At 38.5% G+C, this 15,753-nt stretch carries 16 protein-coding genes; 7 read left to right on the forward strand and 9 right to left on the reverse strand.

Annotated elements, in window-relative coordinates; genetic code table 11:
- Positions 1-16: 16 nt before the first annotated feature.
- The 3 genes from OD757_RS16125 to OD757_RS16135 form a co-directional block, all read right to left on the reverse strand.
- On the reverse strand, positions 17-889 hold the full coding sequence (locus OD757_RS16125) for a 5'-methylthioadenosine/S-adenosylhomocysteine nucleosidase (protein WP_263032486.1): 873 nt from the start codon (positions 887-889) through the stop codon (positions 17-19).
- Positions 890-1,032: 143 nt separating this feature from the next.
- Positions 1,033-2,223 (reverse strand): iron-sulfur cluster carrier protein ApbC, encoded by a 1,191-nt coding sequence (gene apbC, locus OD757_RS16130; RefSeq protein WP_263032487.1) that lies wholly within the window; start codon positions 2,221-2,223, stop codon positions 1,033-1,035.
- Positions 2,224-2,368: 145 nt separating this feature from the next.
- Complete coding sequence (locus OD757_RS16135) at positions 2,369-2,869, reverse strand: hypothetical protein (RefSeq protein WP_263032488.1); 501 nt, start codon at positions 2,867-2,869, stop codon at positions 2,369-2,371.
- A 394-nt stretch (positions 2,870-3,263) separates the two neighbouring features.
- Here OD757_RS16135 and metG point away from each other — a divergent pair, with 394 nt between their 5' ends.
- Entirely contained in the window at positions 3,264-5,330 is a 2,067-nt protein-coding gene (gene metG / locus OD757_RS16140; RefSeq protein ID WP_263032558.1) for a methionine--tRNA ligase, read from the forward strand.
- 107 nt (positions 5,331-5,437) lie between these two features.
- Here the strand turns inward: metG and OD757_RS16145 are convergent, their stop codons facing one another.
- From OD757_RS16145 to OD757_RS16155, 3 genes are all read right to left on the reverse strand, one after another.
- Complete coding sequence (locus OD757_RS16145; RefSeq protein WP_263032489.1) at positions 5,438-5,773, reverse strand: calcium-binding protein; 336 nt, start codon at positions 5,771-5,773, stop codon at positions 5,438-5,440.
- Positions 5,754-5,942 (reverse strand): NF038215 family lipoprotein, encoded by a 189-nt coding sequence (locus tag OD757_RS16150; protein ID WP_263032490.1) that lies wholly within the window; start codon positions 5,940-5,942, stop codon positions 5,754-5,756. The genes OD757_RS16145 and OD757_RS16150 overlap by 20 nt, the downstream gene beginning before the upstream one ends.
- A 162-nt stretch (positions 5,943-6,104) precedes the next feature.
- Entirely contained in the window at positions 6,105-6,728 is a 624-nt protein-coding gene (locus OD757_RS16155) for a LysE family translocator (protein WP_009393869.1), read from the reverse strand.
- A gap of 178 nt (positions 6,729-6,906) precedes the next feature.
- Here OD757_RS16155 and OD757_RS16160 point away from each other — a divergent pair, with 178 nt between their 5' ends.
- The 5 genes from OD757_RS16160 (at position 6,907) to OD757_RS16180 (ending at position 12,559) form a co-directional block, all read left to right on the forward strand.
- Complete coding sequence (locus tag OD757_RS16160) at positions 6,907-7,476, forward strand: TetR/AcrR family transcriptional regulator (protein WP_263032491.1); 570 nt, start codon at positions 6,907-6,909, stop codon at positions 7,474-7,476.
- Complete coding sequence (locus tag OD757_RS16165) at positions 7,473-9,116, forward strand: MFS transporter (protein ID WP_263032492.1); 1,644 nt, start codon at positions 7,473-7,475, stop codon at positions 9,114-9,116. The genes OD757_RS16160 and OD757_RS16165 overlap by 4 nt, the downstream gene beginning before the upstream one ends.
- A gap of 40 nt (positions 9,117-9,156) precedes the next feature.
- Entirely contained in the window at positions 9,157-10,296 is a 1,140-nt protein-coding gene (locus OD757_RS16170) for an HlyD family secretion protein (RefSeq protein WP_263032493.1), read from the forward strand.
- Between the two features lie 64 nt (positions 10,297-10,360).
- The gene (locus OD757_RS16175; protein ID WP_263032494.1) at positions 10,361-11,242 is read left to right on the forward strand and encodes a 1-aminocyclopropane-1-carboxylate deaminase/D-cysteine desulfhydrase; all 882 of its coding nucleotides are present in this window, start codon (positions 10,361-10,363) and stop codon (positions 11,240-11,242) included.
- Between the two features lie 117 nt (positions 11,243-11,359).
- Complete coding sequence (locus tag OD757_RS16180) at positions 11,360-12,559, forward strand: NAD(P)/FAD-dependent oxidoreductase (RefSeq protein ID WP_263032495.1); 1,200 nt, start codon at positions 11,360-11,362, stop codon at positions 12,557-12,559.
- Between the two features lies 1 nt (position 12,560).
- Here the strand turns inward: OD757_RS16180 and OD757_RS16185 are convergent, their stop codons facing one another.
- From OD757_RS16185 to OD757_RS16195, 3 genes are all read right to left on the reverse strand, one after another.
- Positions 12,561-12,731 (reverse strand): hypothetical protein, encoded by a 171-nt coding sequence (locus tag OD757_RS16185; protein WP_263032496.1) that lies wholly within the window; start codon positions 12,729-12,731, stop codon positions 12,561-12,563.
- Between the two features lie 128 nt (positions 12,732-12,859).
- Positions 12,860-14,545, reverse strand: a complete 1,686-nt coding sequence (locus OD757_RS16190) for a mechanosensitive ion channel (RefSeq protein ID WP_009393900.1) — start codon at positions 14,543-14,545, stop codon at positions 12,860-12,862.
- 221 nt (positions 14,546-14,766) lie between these two features.
- A complete protein-coding gene (locus OD757_RS16195; protein ID WP_263032497.1) occupies positions 14,767-15,000 on the reverse strand; it encodes a hypothetical protein in 234 nt (77 codons plus the stop codon).
- A gap of 290 nt (positions 15,001-15,290) precedes the next feature.
- On the opposite strand from OD757_RS16195, the gene OD757_RS16200 reads away from it, so the two are divergent.
- Positions 15,291-15,710 carry a hypothetical protein gene (locus tag OD757_RS16200; protein WP_009393815.1) on the forward strand — a complete coding sequence of 140 codons (420 nt, stop codon included), beginning with the start codon at positions 15,291-15,293 and terminating at the stop codon, positions 15,708-15,710.
- Positions 15,711-15,753 lie beyond the last annotated feature (43 nt).

The raw sequence follows: 15,753 nt of genomic DNA on the forward strand, positions 1-15,753 counted from the left end.
GCTTAGATTTAAATCATCATTTTGGTAGTTTTGATTTCATATATTCTTCAGCCACATTAAGTACATACTCTTGGCAAGCTTCTCCTGTACCTGGGTCATAAGCTCCATTATTGGTAATATTATTAGATAAGATTCGGATTCCTAGAAAAGGAACATTCAACTGACTTGCAATTTGTGCAACAGACGCCGCTTCCATTTCTTCAACAGAAGTTCCATAACGTTGATGGAAGAACTGAATACGATCAAGCTCATTATTCCAGACATCTGCTGAGCCAATCGTTCCCTCAACCACCTCACCTTTGTCATAACGGACTTTATGTGCCGCCATTAATAACTCTTGGTCACCTTCAAATTTACGAATTGCAATTGGCTCTGGATCAGACTCATCTGTTGGTAAAACATCAAAAGCTTCAACCCATGTGAGTGAGTTTGAACCAGCACCTACTGGCTGTTTAGGAGTTCTAAACGCACCAATATTGGTCGCATATTTTCCTAAAACAATATCGTAAACGTGTAGATCCGGGTCGTGCCCACCTGCTGTTCCCTGATTAATGATCGCAATCGGTTTATAACGTTCAATAGCTAAAGCAGTTGCAGCAGCTGAGTTACTCATGCCCATGCGAGTTTTAGAGATAATCATTGGATAACCGTTATAGGTACCCTTCCAGAATGTCCACCCACCAATTTCTTCAACAGTCTTATTCTCTAATTTTGAAGCCATTCTTTCTGACTCTACGGGCAAAGCACCTTGAATAATAATCGGCTGTAGTTTCTGTTTTTGTTCTTGAACGGTTGATGTCTGAGAGACGGATGAGTTGTCGTCATTACAACCCGCTAAAAATAAGGCGCTACATAAACTGATTACGCCAAAAGCATATTTAAATTGCATTTTTTACCCTTTCTTTTTAAAAAGGGTAAAGTAGCAATCTATATGCCAATTTCAAGTTTAGCTTTGTTATTAATATTCAGTAGCTTAATTTTTTATTTTAACCATATAATAAAAAACCCGACTTAAAGTCGGGTTTTAATAAGTTAAAAAATCCGCTTGTCATCACGTGTACGCTGAGGAATTTTTTCAATCTGCTCCCACATAGCCTTAGCAATATCAATATAACTATCAGCTGCATCATCCATCGCGACAACACTTGGTTTACCCCGATCAGCATGCTCACGGATCTGCGCATTTAGAGGCAAGCGACCTAGCAATGGAATATGGTATTGCTCGGAAAGCTTATCACCACCACCAATACCAAAAATTTGTTCTTCATGACCACAGTTCGAACAAATATGGGTCGACATGTTCTCAACGACACCTAATACAGGTATGCCAACTTTATTAAACAACTCAATCCCTTTAGTCGCATCAAGCAAGGCAACATTTTGTGGTGTAGTCACAATGATTGAACCAGTCACTGGAATACGCTGTGCAAGCGTGAGTTGAATATCCCCAGTACCCGGTGGCATATCAATCATGAGTACATCTAAATCAGGCCAAAGGGTTTGATTAAATAGTTGCATTAAAGCACCCGTTGCCTTTGGTCCACGCCACGCGACAGGTGTATTGTTATCACCAGTTAAATGTCCAATCGATAAAACTGCCATTCCATAGGCATCTAAAGGCACAAAATTTTCACTTTCAATAAGAGGGGTTTTGCCAGCATTGCCTAACATTGTCGGAATACTTGGGCCATAGATATCAGCATCTAAAACCCCAACTTTAAGTCCCATTTTTTGCAAAGCCAGTGCTAAATTGACAGTAGTTGTCGATTTACCAACACCGCCTTTACCAGATGAAACTAAAATAACATGCTTAATTCGAGGATGAAGCGGCACATCTCTTTGTTGCGGAGCGGCTTTTTGAATAGGAGGATTATTCGGATCTGGTTCTGATTTAGGTGAAGCATCTAGCATAGGAGGTAAATTTGAACTTTCTTGTGGAGGGCGTTTTTGTTGAACCACATGTAAGTTTAGTTCTTCAATACCACACTTTTCTAATGCACCAGCTAAGTCATCATGAATTTGCTGCAAATGCTCTTTTTCATCAGGAAATGTATTTATAGTGAGTTGTAATACTCGACCTTGAACTTGAAGCTGACTAATGCGCTCTTTTAAAGCATCTTTTGAATGCGGTAATAAATAATTCTGGAGTACGGTTTGGATTTCATCTTCTTTCACTTCTTGTGCGGGTGAAAAAACGGACTTTAATGAAGAAAGCCAAGACATATTGTTTACTCCAAAAACAGATCATTACAGCTTAATGGAGATAGTGTAACAGTATTGGTCCGCACTCGCTCACCTTGGGATGAATAATTACTCACTTCAAATCTCATCTTTTAGGTCAGGAGTGCAGATTTTAGCTTAAATCAACTTATTCAGCAGAATCATGATTTTTCAATTTATTTAACTTATCGGTTGCCGTTTTCTTCAACTCATCAAATTTTGCCGTTGCTTGAGTTTTTAACTCATCAAATTTTGTTGCAGCCTCATCTTTTAGCTCCGCTGCTTTGGCTTTGGCATCATCAAGTTTATGGCTTGCTTCAGTACGTAAATGATCGAATTTATCTTGCAGAGTGTGCTGAGCATCTTCAAGTTTGCCTTTCAAATCATGTGCTTTATCTTCAACCGCTTCTTTACCAGCAGCCTGTTTCTCTTTTACATTTTCTTTTAAATCATCTAAAGCTTTTTCACCTTGGGCTTTTACATCGGCTGCTTTTGCCTTTAATTGGTCTACTTTATCTTCAACTACTTCTTTACCAGTAGCTTGCTTCTCTTTTACATTTTCTTTTAAATCATCCAAAGTTTTCTCACCTTGAACTTTTGCATCTGCCGCTTTTGCCTTTAAATCATCTAATTTATTTTCAGTAGTCATCGTTGTTATCCTCATAGTTAATTAAAAAATTACCTGAATAAGTTATTAGTTATACATCGTTATGGCTTATTTTCTGACCGTAACTGCAATTTGAAACAAAGACAATACAGGAAGATTCAAATATTTTTCGATTTGTTTATCTGTTCTAAAGAGAAACAACTTCTCACTTTAAAATTCGATTTTTACAAATTCCGCTTGCCCCCTCACAAAGATTATTATCTCGCTATTCAAACATAGCTCTCGCTTTTTATACGGACAAAGTTTATTAATGTTTGCTTATCCCGCCAATTGAGCGTAACTCTCGTCTTGCAGTCAGACAAAGCGTTGCTTTGTTTTTCCTCCTTCATCAGTTAAAATCTTCCACCTTATAAATACGAATGAGAGAATGAAATCCGTGCGTAAAATTTTAGTCACTAATGCCCTCCCTTATGCTAATGGCCCAATTCATATGGGTCATTTACTCGGTTACATCCAGGCAGATATCTGGGTTCGTGCCATGCGGGCAATGGGTCATGATGTGACTTACGTATGTGCGGATGATGCTCATGGTACTGCCATCATGCTACGTGCTGAGGCAAACGGTATTAGCCCAGAAGAACAAATTGCGAATGTTCAAAAAGAACACATCCGTGATTTTGATGGCTTCGGTGTACATTTCGATCACTATGATTCAACTCATAGCGATGCCAATAAAGCACGTTCAACAGATATCTATATTAAAAACCGTGAAGCTGGAAATATTGCAGTTCGCCCTGTAACTCAATTATTTGATCCAGAAAAAGGCATGTTCTTGTCTGACCGTTTCATTAAAGGTACATGCCCGAAATGTAAGTCAGAAGATCAATACGGCGACTCATGTGAAGTCTGTGGTACAACCTATAATGCAACTGAGTTGCTTAACCCACGTTCAACTTTAAGTGGTGCAACACCAGTTGAAAAATCTTCAGATCACTATTTCTTTAAATTGCCAAACTTCGCTGAGTATTTACAGAAATGGACCCGTGATGAAGGTCGCTTACCTGTCTCGATTGCCAACAAACTTGATGAATGGTTTGAAGCAGGTTTAGCAGATTGGGATATTTCTCGTGATGCCCCTTACTTTGGTTTTGAGATTCCAGATGCCCCAAATAAATACTTCTATGTTTGGGTAGATGCACCAATCGGTTATATGTCTAGTTTTGAAAATTACATCAAAACTAAACGACCAGATTTAAACTTTGATGATTTCTGGAAAAAAGACAGTCAAAACGATGTTTATCATTTCATTGGTAAAGACATTGTTTATTTCCATGCATTGTTCTGGCCAGCCATGTTAGATGGTGCAAACTATCGCACTCCAACTGGTCTTTTTGTAAATGGTTTCTTAACTGTGAACGGACAAAAAATGTCTAAGTCTCGCGGTACTTTTATTAAAGCTGAGACCTATTTACAACATTTAAACCCAGAATATTTACGCTACTACTTTGCCTCTAAACTGTCAGATAAAGTTGAAGACTCTGATTTAAATCTTGATGATTTTATTCAAAAAGTAAACTCTGACTTAGTCGGTAAAGTCGTTAATATTGCTAGTCGTTGCGCTAAATTTATCAACAGTAACTTTAACAATACTTTATCTGCTAAATGTGCAGAACCTGAATTGGTACAAAGTTTTATTGATGCAGGTGATTCAATCGCTAGCGCATATGAAGCACGTGAATTCTCAATGGCTATTCGTGAAATTATGGCGCTTGCTGACCGTGCAAACCAATATATTGATGAGAAAAAGCCATGGGCTCTTGCTAAGCAAGAAGGTCAAGAACAACAAGTTCTTGATGTGTGCTCAGTTGGTATCAACTTGTTCCGTCAATTAGCTGTGTACTTAGCTCCTGTTCTTCCAACTTTGGCTGAGCAAGTTCAAAGTTTCTTAAAACTTGAAAGCTTCAATTTCGAATCACGTAAACACATTCTTGTAAGCCATGAAATTGCACAGTTCCAACCACTCATGCAACGTGTTGATCCAAAAGCTGTTGCAGCAATGGTGGATGCTTCTAAAGAGTCTTTAGGTACTCCTGCTCCAGAAGCAACTAAAGCAACGGCGAAAAAGGACAAAGCTGCCGAGAAAAAAGCTGCCCCGGCTCCAGCAGTGGGTGAAGCTGAAGTTATCGGTATCGAAGACTTCTTAAAAGTTGACTTGCGTGTTGCTCAGGTCGTTGAAGCAGGTACAGTTGAAGGTTCAGATAAATTACTTCAACTGACGCTAGACGTTGGTGAAGCTGAACCACGCAATGTATTTAGTGGTATTCGTAGCCAATACGCTCCAGAAGACCTAAAAGGTAAATTAGTGGTTATGGTTGCTAACCTTGCACCACGTAAAATGCGTTTTGGTATTTCAAATGGTATGGTACTAGCTGCTGGAAATGGTGAAGGTATTTTCATTATTTCTCCAGATACAGGCGCGAAACCAGGCAATAAAGTGTCTTAATCTACCTTAATAAAAAAGCTTCCTAAATTGGAAGCTTTTTTATTTTAGAAATTTAGAACTGAGTGAACCAAAATATTAAATAAATTTAGCAAGCCAGTGCTTTCAAATTATGACCACGGCCACCCTTCACAAGGGTTATTAAATAAAACATGTATGTTTCCTAGCTCCTCCTGTGTTAAATAACCATTCTTATTTTCATCTAGATAATGAAATAGCTCTGTTTGCTTGTTTTCACCTTGAAAACGTTTATCGCTCGGCCAGTTATAAGGATAGAAATCTTCAACACGTTGAAATTCTTTTAGGCTGTACATTCCATCATGATTTAAATCATATTTTTCCTGAAAAAGCTCCCAATCTAAAGAAGCAGGTTCACATGCATTTACCATATTCAAAATACAGTAAGTGACGAATCCAGCAAGCAACCTAATAGTTAGATTGCTCATGATTATTCGCTTGTAGATCGGAAATTTTGTAATCCTTTTCATGAACAGGAGTACCAACAATACTCATGCTCCGCTCATTTGCTGGAGGTTGCTTGCTCATCGTTCTCATCTCACATCCTGTAGTTAAGATGAGAAAAACTACAGAAATGCTCACCATTAGTTTTTTCATAACGTGAACCTCATTTCTTTTTGTTTTATTTATTAAGTTACCACTTTTTAAGTGTTTAATGACTAAAAAAGATATTTTAATTTGTATATATTTTACACAAAAATAAAGCCAGACTATAAATAGCTGGCTTTGGATTTTTTAGATATTTTAATTAAAGACTTATCATTTGAAGAAAATTAACTTTAAGCCTAATACACTCACAATACTTCCAGCTACGCGGTCAACGCCAGTTTTTGCCTTTAAATACATTTTTCTAGGCTTCTCTGAAGATAAGAGCATTGCCACACACGAGTACCAACCCGCATCAATCATGAAACAAATAATTGGTAATGCGACGTAATAATAATTTGGAATTTCTTTCGGCAGTAAAGCTGTAAATACACTCGCTAGCACAACTGCAATTTTTGGATTACTTAACTGAGTAATCAAACCATATCGATAGGCTTGTTTATAAGTCATTTTTGATTTGCCATCATTTTCCATGGCAATTGGTTCTTTGGCGTGTTTAATAATTTTAAAAGCAAGCCAAAGCAAATAAAGCCCACCACCAATTTTTAAAATTAAATATGCTGAAGGTACAGCCAATAAAACTGCTTGCAATCCCATAACAGCTAAAAATCCAAACAGAGCCGCGCCCGTCCCTGTTCCTAACGCTGTAAACAAACCATGTTTGCGTGATTTAGAAATTGAATTTTGTGCCACATAAATAAAGCTTGGCCCAGGGCTTATTGCTCCAAGCATCAATGCCATCGCAATTGAAAAAAGAGGAATAAGGGACTCAAACATTGTATTGACCTAGCATCACGCAATTGCGCGGTATTCTAACAGCTTTTTATGACGCATATAAAAATGGTGAAGATATAAATGATGAAAATTGAATTTTCATGTTTTTACAATTTATATCTTCACAACGGACAAAAATGTCCGTTAAATATATAGCCTTTAAAACTCCCCAATTGATGACATGAGTAAACGTCAAAAAATTGCTGCCCATAATCGGGATGAATTACTCAATGCAGCCGAAGAATGTTTCCGTATTCATGGCATTAATGTGCCCTTACAAGTTGTGATTGACCACGCTGGTGTAGGAAGAGCAACGTTTTATCGTAATTTTGGTGATCGTAAAGCTTTAATTAACGCGCTATTAGAACGTGCGATTACACAGTTAGAGCAAAAAGCAGCTCATTTTCAACAATTCGAAGACGGTTTATTTCGTTTAATTGAAGGACATATTGGGCAACTTCCTAAACTCTCAATTTTGCAAGATTTTTGGAGAGTCATTGATCGACAAGACCCAATTATGTTAAAAATTTATGAACGGCGAAATAATGCACTTAACCCACTGATTGAAAATGCGATAGAACAAAAACTGTGCCGAGCTGATCTAACTGCTGATGACTATGCAATGGTCACCGCAATGTTGGGTTCTTCATTTCAAGGACATGAGCCAGAAGAACAAACTCGCTTAGCAAAACGAGCAATTGAATTACTATTTCATGGTATTCAAATACAAAAAATTCGAGGGATAGAATGAGTAAAACGCCTCGTTATTTAGAAACACCACCCGACTGGACACCAGAAGAACAACCGACTCTTCCTGGTTCACCGGCAGCTATTGCACACTCTGTACCTAAGCGGTTTATTTACTTCTTTATTGGTTTATTTGTGGCGCTTTCAGCAAGCTTAAGTAATGGTTTTATTACGGCAAATTTACCTTTAATTCAAGGTGAATATGGATTAACCCCTTCTGAAGCTGCTTGGCTCCCTGCCGCCTATGTTATGGCAAATGTCAGCTCAAACCTGATTTTATTTAAAGCCAGACAACAGTATGGTTTAAGAGTATTTTCAGAAATAGGGCTTGTCATTTTTATTGCAGTGCTTGTCTTACATATTTTTGTACATACCTACGAAATGGCCCTCTTCGCTCGGGTCGTGGCGGGTTTAGCTGGCGCACCGTTAAGTTCTCTAGGTATGTATTACACCATGCAAGCCTTTAAAAAAGCAGACATGGCAAAAGGAATATATATCGCCTTCGGCTTTCAGCAACTTGGCGTACCGTTAGCTTGGATTATTTCTCCATTTCTTGTCAGTACAGACAGTTGGTCTGTTCTTTACACCTTTGAGCTCGGCTTAGCACTTTGTTGTTTAGCCATGGTCGTTTCATTGAAATTACCACGTAGCTTAAGAATTTATGTTTTTGAGAAGCAAGATTTCTTTACATTTGCCTTATTGGCTCCCGGTTTCGCATGTTTATGTATTGTGTTGACCCAAGGTCCAATTTTATGGTGGTTTAATAGTGAATGGCTTGCTTATGTATTAATTGCCGGTTTTAGCTTAGTTGTTCTAGGTTTACTCTACGAACACTACCGTGCCAATCCATTAATTATGACACGCTGGTTAGGCGCGTCTTCTACATTAAGATTTATCTTTGGTGCTTTTGCAATTCGACTTTTAATGTCTGAACAAAGCTATGCAGCTGTTAACTTCTTAAAAACAATGGGAATGGGCCCTGACCAGTTTGTTCCCCTTTACGTTGTTATATTGGTTGGAATTTTAAGCGGCACACTTTTTAGTGCACTTACTTTTTCACGTGAACGAATTATCTTCCACTTACTTTTTGCAGAGTTCCTCATTCTGGTTGCATGTGGATTAGATTATCACTTAACCAGTGATGTTCGGCCTGTGAACTTCTTTGCAAGTCAGTTCTTAGTCGGTTTTGCTGGCGGTTTATTTATTGGACCCTTACTTCTTATTGGCTTTGCTCAAACCTTAGCTAAAGGTCCATCTTACGTTGTGACCTTTATCGTATTATTCTCTGCTACCCAAACTTTTGGTGGTTTGGTCGGGTCATCTTTCTTTTCGACCTACCAACAACATCGTACGCAAAACTATCAAGCCGAGATTATTAAAGATTTAGAACAAGCAGACCCTTTAGTCGCTCAAAGACTCTCTACCTATCAACGCAGTGCATCAATTACTACGACTGACCCAGCATTACAAACAGCTCAATCCATGCGCTCACTTAATCAAGTGGTCACTCGTGAAGCTCAAGTACGCGCCTACAATGATGTTATTGCTTTAAATGGTATTTTTGCCGTCGCACTGCTTTTATGGGGTGGATTTAATATTGCACGTAGCAAATATCTCCAACGCAAAGGAATTAGCCGTCCTTAACGGCTCTCATATTTGATGAAATAGAAATTGAGATTGATATATGTCAGATGATCAAAACAAACCGGAACCAACACCAGCTCAGGCACCCGCCAACGAGCCAACACCTGCACCTGCACCTGCACCTGCACCTGCACCTGCAAGTAAACTGATTCCGACAAAACGTTCAACCTTACTGTGGATGTTGGTTGTTCTCATAGTCGGTATTTTAGTGATTTTATGGGCATGGAGAATCGGACCTTTTGCAACAAGTGTTCAGCAAACTGACAACAGTTATGTCAAAGGGAAAACAACAATTTTATCGTCACAAATTAACGGCTACGTTAAAGATGTAGTCGTTAAGGACTTTGATCATGTTAAAAAGGGTCAAGTGCTCATGCATATTGATGCCACCACTTATGATCAAAAAGTAACACAAGCGGCATCGGGTGTTGAACAAGCTAAAAATACTTTAGCCAATCAAACCCAATCTATTGCTCAAAAACAAGCTGATATTGTGGCTGCCCAAGCCAAAGTAGATCAAGCAAGAGCTCAATATGAACTTTCTTTAGCACAGCTTAGACGCTATCAACAGTTAGGAAATAGTGGCGCGGCTTCTAAATCTGAGCAAGATAAAGCCGCAGCAGATGCGGAAAATAACCTTGCCGCCCTTAAACAGGCAGAAGCCAATGTTTTAGTTGCAAATGAAGCGCTAAAAACAGCACAAGTTGCAAAAGCAGGTTTGGAAGCACAAGTTTCAAGTGCTAAGGCTCAATTAGACCAAGCGCAAACCACCAAAGACTATAGCGTCATTGTTGCCCCGATGGACGGCCAACTTGGTGAGGTGAACCCTCGTGTTGGGCAATATGTTGCAGCTGGGTCACAATTACTCTACCTCATTCCACAGCAAACTTGGGTGATTGCCAATTTCAAAGAAACCCAAATTGCCAATATGCGGATTGGTCAAAAGGCGTGGTTTACAGTCGATGCAATGAAACATAAAAAATTTACAGGACATGTTGAGCAAATTTCACCTGCTGCAGGTTCTGAATTCAGTGTGTTAAAACCTGACAATGCAACAGGTAACTTTACCAAAGTTGTTCAACGGATTGCCGTACGTATTACCATTGATCCAAATCAGGAAGGGATGGAACATTTACGTCCTGGCATGTCAGTGGTTACTTCTGTGGATACAAATTCGTAAACAGCTTTTTAAAGTTCTCTTTAAAAAGCTACAATGTGATCAATCATTATTTTCTCAATTTCTAATGTTTGATCACATTGCTCAATCAGTTCCTCATCAACATATTCAACTCCCCTATCCCTTGCATCTCGACATTAAGCGGTTAGATCTAATTCACCCTCAAATCTCGGGTAATAAATTTTTCAAATTAAAATACAATTTGCTTGCGGCAAAGCAGCAAAATTTATCAAGTATTTTGACTTTTGGAGGGGCCTATTCAAATCATATTGCGGCAACCGCTTATGCAGCTCATCTTTTTGGCTTAAAAAGTGTAGGCGTTATTCGTGGTGAAGAATTAGCGAGCAAACCTCTCAATCCAACCTTAGCAAAAGCCCAAAGCTTAGGAATGCATTTACATTTTGTCTCGCGCAGTGAATATCGTTTGAGAGAGGATGCGAACTACCTTCAACAATTGCACAATCAATTTCCTGAAACTTACATTATTCCTGAAGGCGGTTCTAATGAGCTAGCAGTGCAAGGTTGTCAGGAAATTCTCAGTCAAAGTGATTTGCAAAACTATGATGTGGTTTGCTGTGCAGTTGGAACTGGTGGAACGATTTCGGGGCTCATTGAACGAAGTGCATCTCATCAAAAAGTTTTAGGATTTTCGGCTTTAAAAGGTGACTTTTTACAACAAGAAATTCGGCAGTGGACCAAAAAGCAAAATTGGACGCTGACAGATGCTTATTGCTGCGGTGGTTATGCGAAAACTTCACTTGAGCTATTGGCATTTATCCAAAACTTTGAAGAGCAATACGCTGTACCCCTTGAACCGATCTATACGGGGAAAATGATGTTCGGTCTGTTTGACCTTATGAAAACTAATTACTTCCCTGAAGGAACTCGCATTTTGGCAATTCATTCTGGTGGTTTACAGGCAGATATAAGAAATACATCACATCAATAACTTATGAGTTTTTAGGACGGATTGTTCACGATCGTGGCAAATGTCTTTAGCATGACTAAGGCTCAGCATGGTAGTATATGCCCCTTTTAAATTTTCACGATTAATCGAGAATCTCTTATGTCTAACAGTCATGTCGATGTCATTGTCTTAGGTGCAGGTGCTTCTGGACTCATGTTGGCTGCACATGCTGCTAAACGCGGACGCTCGGTTCTAATTTTAGAAAAAGCCAATAAAATTGGTAAAAAGATTTTAATGTCAGGCGGCGGTAAGTGTAACTTTACCAACTTGTATGTCGAACCTGAAAACTATATTTCTCACAATCCGCACTTTGTTATTTCTGCCCTGTCGCGTTATAGCAACTGGGACTTTATCGGTTTGGTATGCGATTATAAAATTGCTTATGAAGAACGTAAACACGGGCAATTATTTACGCTAAACGGCGCTAAAGAAATTTTAGAAATGCTTGTGAATGAGTGTAATAAAACTAAAAATGTGGATATGCAAACCCATTGCGAAGTTAGTCAAATTACACCCTTAGAAAAAGGTGGATTTTCACTAAACACCAATCAAGGGCATTACACTTGTGATTCTTTAGTTATTGCCACTGGGGGCTTATCGATTCCAACATTAGGCGGTTCTGGTTTTGGCTACGAACTGGCACAAAAATTTGGACATCAGGTTTTCCCAACTCGTGCAGGTTTAGTTCCATTTACTTTTTCAGATCATATTAAAGAAGTCACCACACGCTTAAGTGGTAATGCCCTCGATGTAACGTTAAGCAATTCAAAAAATAGCTTTACTGAAGCGTTATTATTTACCCACCGTGGCTTGAGTGGACCAAGTTCTTTACAGCTTTCGAACTATTGGAATTCAGGAGAAAGTTTTAAAATTGACTTTTTCCCAAGCCAAGATTTAGCAACCTATTTAAAAGATAAAAAGAAAGCACAGCCTAAAGTTTTATTACGTACCCTTCTTAATGAGTTTACTGCCAAAAGTATTATCCAAGAGTTACAACAACTCATATGGCCAGAGCAGAGCGAAACAGCGATTGGTAATATCAGTGATGTACAACTAGATTATATTGCCGAGCAATTACATGGCTTTGCAGTTAAACCCTCTGGCACAGAAGGATATCGTACCGCTGAAGTTACTTTAGGTGGAATAGATACAACAGAAGTATCTTCCAAAACCATGGAAAGTAAAAAGCAGAAAGGGCTATTTTTTGTTGGCGAAGTACTCGATGTTACGGGACATTTAGGAGGTTATAACTTCCAATGGGCCTGGTCTTCTGCCTATGCTGCTGCCCAATATGTATAAGCTAATTTGAATTTTTTGAACTATTTGAAGCGGTCTCAGTATCTCTTGGCTGAGAAGTAGTTTGTTTTGAGCTTTCCGACTTACTAAATACAAATTTATAAGCACTCGCTAAAAACCCTACCGTAATTCCGGCAATGACAATTGGTGCTAAAAAACGACCTGGTTTTTTCATCGTATTTTCCTCACTTATTTGTTTTTATAACGGTCAAAAAAGAACGACCACTCAATATAGAGTGGTCGAACTTATCACAAAAATCAAAGATTTTTTGTACTGTTTATCTGAAATTTAATTTAATTCCCTTAAATTTCATCATTTTCGCCTGTAGAGCCAAACGGTTTATTCACTGGCGGTTGTGCTGGATTTACTTGCGCAGAATCAGCCGGTTTTGCATCAGATGAAACTGTTGATGGTGGAGTCGTTGGTGTAGATGTAGTTGTGGCTGGAGTAGATGTAGTTGTAGCCGGAGCCGCACTACTCGTACTAGAAGGTGGTTGATAAAGAGGATTTGGTTGATTCGCTTCTTTTTTAGCTTTATCCAGCAAGTCAGTTAAAAGTCGTTCTGCTGGTTGGCGACCACCTAAACCGAATGCAAGAGCGAAAGCTACTGCAACCGCACCTAGAGTCAAACCAAATGCAAGATTAACAATTGAATCGGCAATACCCATCGCTCTTAAACCAAGCGCAAGTACAAGACCAATAATTAAAACACGAACTAAACTGCCTAACCAACGTGAGCTATTATATTCACCACGTTGAACCACATTCGCCACAACATTTGCTAGCCAGAAACCAATTACTAAAATTACAGCGCCCAATAGAATGTTTGCACCGAAATGGATAAACATTGCAATGAGACCACTGATTTGGTCGAAACCAAGACGATCCGCTGCTTCAGATACTGCAAAAAGCATGGTAAAGAATACGATTAGGCAGCCGACAGCGCTAGAAACTTTAGTTTGGCCTAAAAAGCGTTGTATATCTAATTTAGCAGGAATTTCATCAACCCCAGTCCCAGCAATTAACTCTGCGACCAAGCGTCCAACAAAACGAGAAACTATATAAGCAACCAGTAAAATTAAACCAGCTGCAATAATGTTTGGAATTGCCTGCAAGATTTCATTCAACATTGCTGTCGCTGGCTGAGAAATTGTCTCAATACCTAAAGCTTCGAATGCTACAATCAATGTTGTAATGATGATGATGGCAAAAACAAATGAACCTAAAAATTTGCCTACATTAGAGCTTTTGAAAAGCCCAATTTTTTCAGCTTGAGCTTGAACACCTAAGCTATTAATTAAACCTTCAACAATACCGCGTACAATTTTTGCCAAGATATAACCAACAAAAATGATAACGCCCGCAATAAAGATATTTGGTAAGAAAGCGACTGCTTCATTTACCATATTCTGAACTGGAATGAGTAAGCCTGTAAGTCCTAATATTGAAAGAACAATCGGAAGGAAAAGTAACAATACAAGCCAGTAAAGAATCTCACCAATATTTTGGCTAATTCCACCTACACCCACTTCATTACTTAATTTATCATCGAGTTGGGTTCGGGATAAAACATTGGTAATCCCTGCCCGCACCAGTCGAGCAACAATCCAACCAATAAAACCCACCACGACAGCAGCAATAATATTTGGAATGTAAACAAGTACCTGATTCACCATATTGCTGAATGGACCGCTCACTCCACTAATGTTGAGCACATTGAGAGCCGCTACAACAGCTAAAATTAAGATAAACCAGAATACGACCTTGGAAATCAGGCCCTCAATATTTGGGGCTCTGCCAGTGGCTGAGGATAGTTTTGCATTGGTATTTACTTTTTGTAGTAGCTTTTTCACACCTGCCGCTACCAATAAAGCAATTATCCAACCTACTAATAAGATCACTATTGCAGCCAGAATAGGATGAAACTGATCCCAGTAATACATTGCATCAAATTGAGCGCCGCGAGGCCCATCAAAAAATTCATTCATATTGTTATGTCCTCAATTGTTCTGTTCTTTTCAGTGTTATCTCTAGGAAACACCATTCGTTGTAAAAAATGACGATGAATGCGGTCTATCTCACATTATGTTTTGAATATTTTCTAATCAACACACTTCTGCACAAATACAACAAATTGATGCAAAAGGTTGCAAAAAAGCCTTCAGGTTTACACCTAAAGGCTTGATATTAAGATAGACTGATTCGTTTATTACCCCGTATAGGACTTTAAATTCAAATCAGGACTACCCTTAATTACATGTGGTGTGGTCTCATATTGAAAAGCGCCTTCTTCTTTAGGAGCCTGGCTGTGGTCAGCAACCATATAGACAATAAGCGCAATAAGAAAAAGCCCAACAATAATTAAAATGTAAACTGGCAATCTTCTTTTTTTCGCAGTTTCTTCAGGACTCGTCACATGAGGTGGTTTTGAAAAGTCATGCATCTTCTTTCCCCTCTTCTATTATCATTAACTTTATATTCATGATAGCAATTTGCTTTGTTGCATTGTGTGAAAAAGCATTATGCTAAGGTGTCTAAGGTTGCAAAACTCTACTTTTAAAATATCAAAAATAGTATAAAATTTGCGCACACCAATTTAGACGATTAAAAATAATTTCTAGTTATTTATGAGCTTCGGCTATGTCCTATTTGTAATACAATATGTTTTAGCGCTTACTTTTTAGAAAATAGGCTATAATAAGCCCCCTTGTTTTAAAGCTACTCTATTTTATGATGTATCGTCAGCAAAACGTAACTCTTGATCTCGACACTGACGTCACACATCAATGTTATCTACACCAGACAAGAGACGAACATCTCATTGGTATTATTGAATTTAATAAACCAAGTTATGAGCTCAAATGGGGTGATCTGGAGTATTTTCGTCGTCGCACTGAAGAGTTTTCAGTCATGCCATTTCCCGATTGTATTAATGCCATGATTGTTGATATTCGTAATATCAATATTTTTCTGGACAATGAAGTTCCAATTTTACCTTGGCGTTTACTTGAAGAAGACTGTCCTGTTCGCTTAGTTGTTCCCCAAGACCGTTTAGAACATTATGCGGGCCTTTTTGAACCTACTTGGCTTTCAAGTGATGTAGATAGTGCAATTGCCGAAATTCGTGAATTTATGGATATGTTTGTCCATTAATAAACATATCCATAAAAATAATTTTAAAGTTCTTTTAATTGTC

This window comes from Acinetobacter sp. AYS6, assembly GCF_025630795.1.
GTDB lineage: Bacteria > Pseudomonadota > Gammaproteobacteria > Pseudomonadales > Moraxellaceae > Acinetobacter.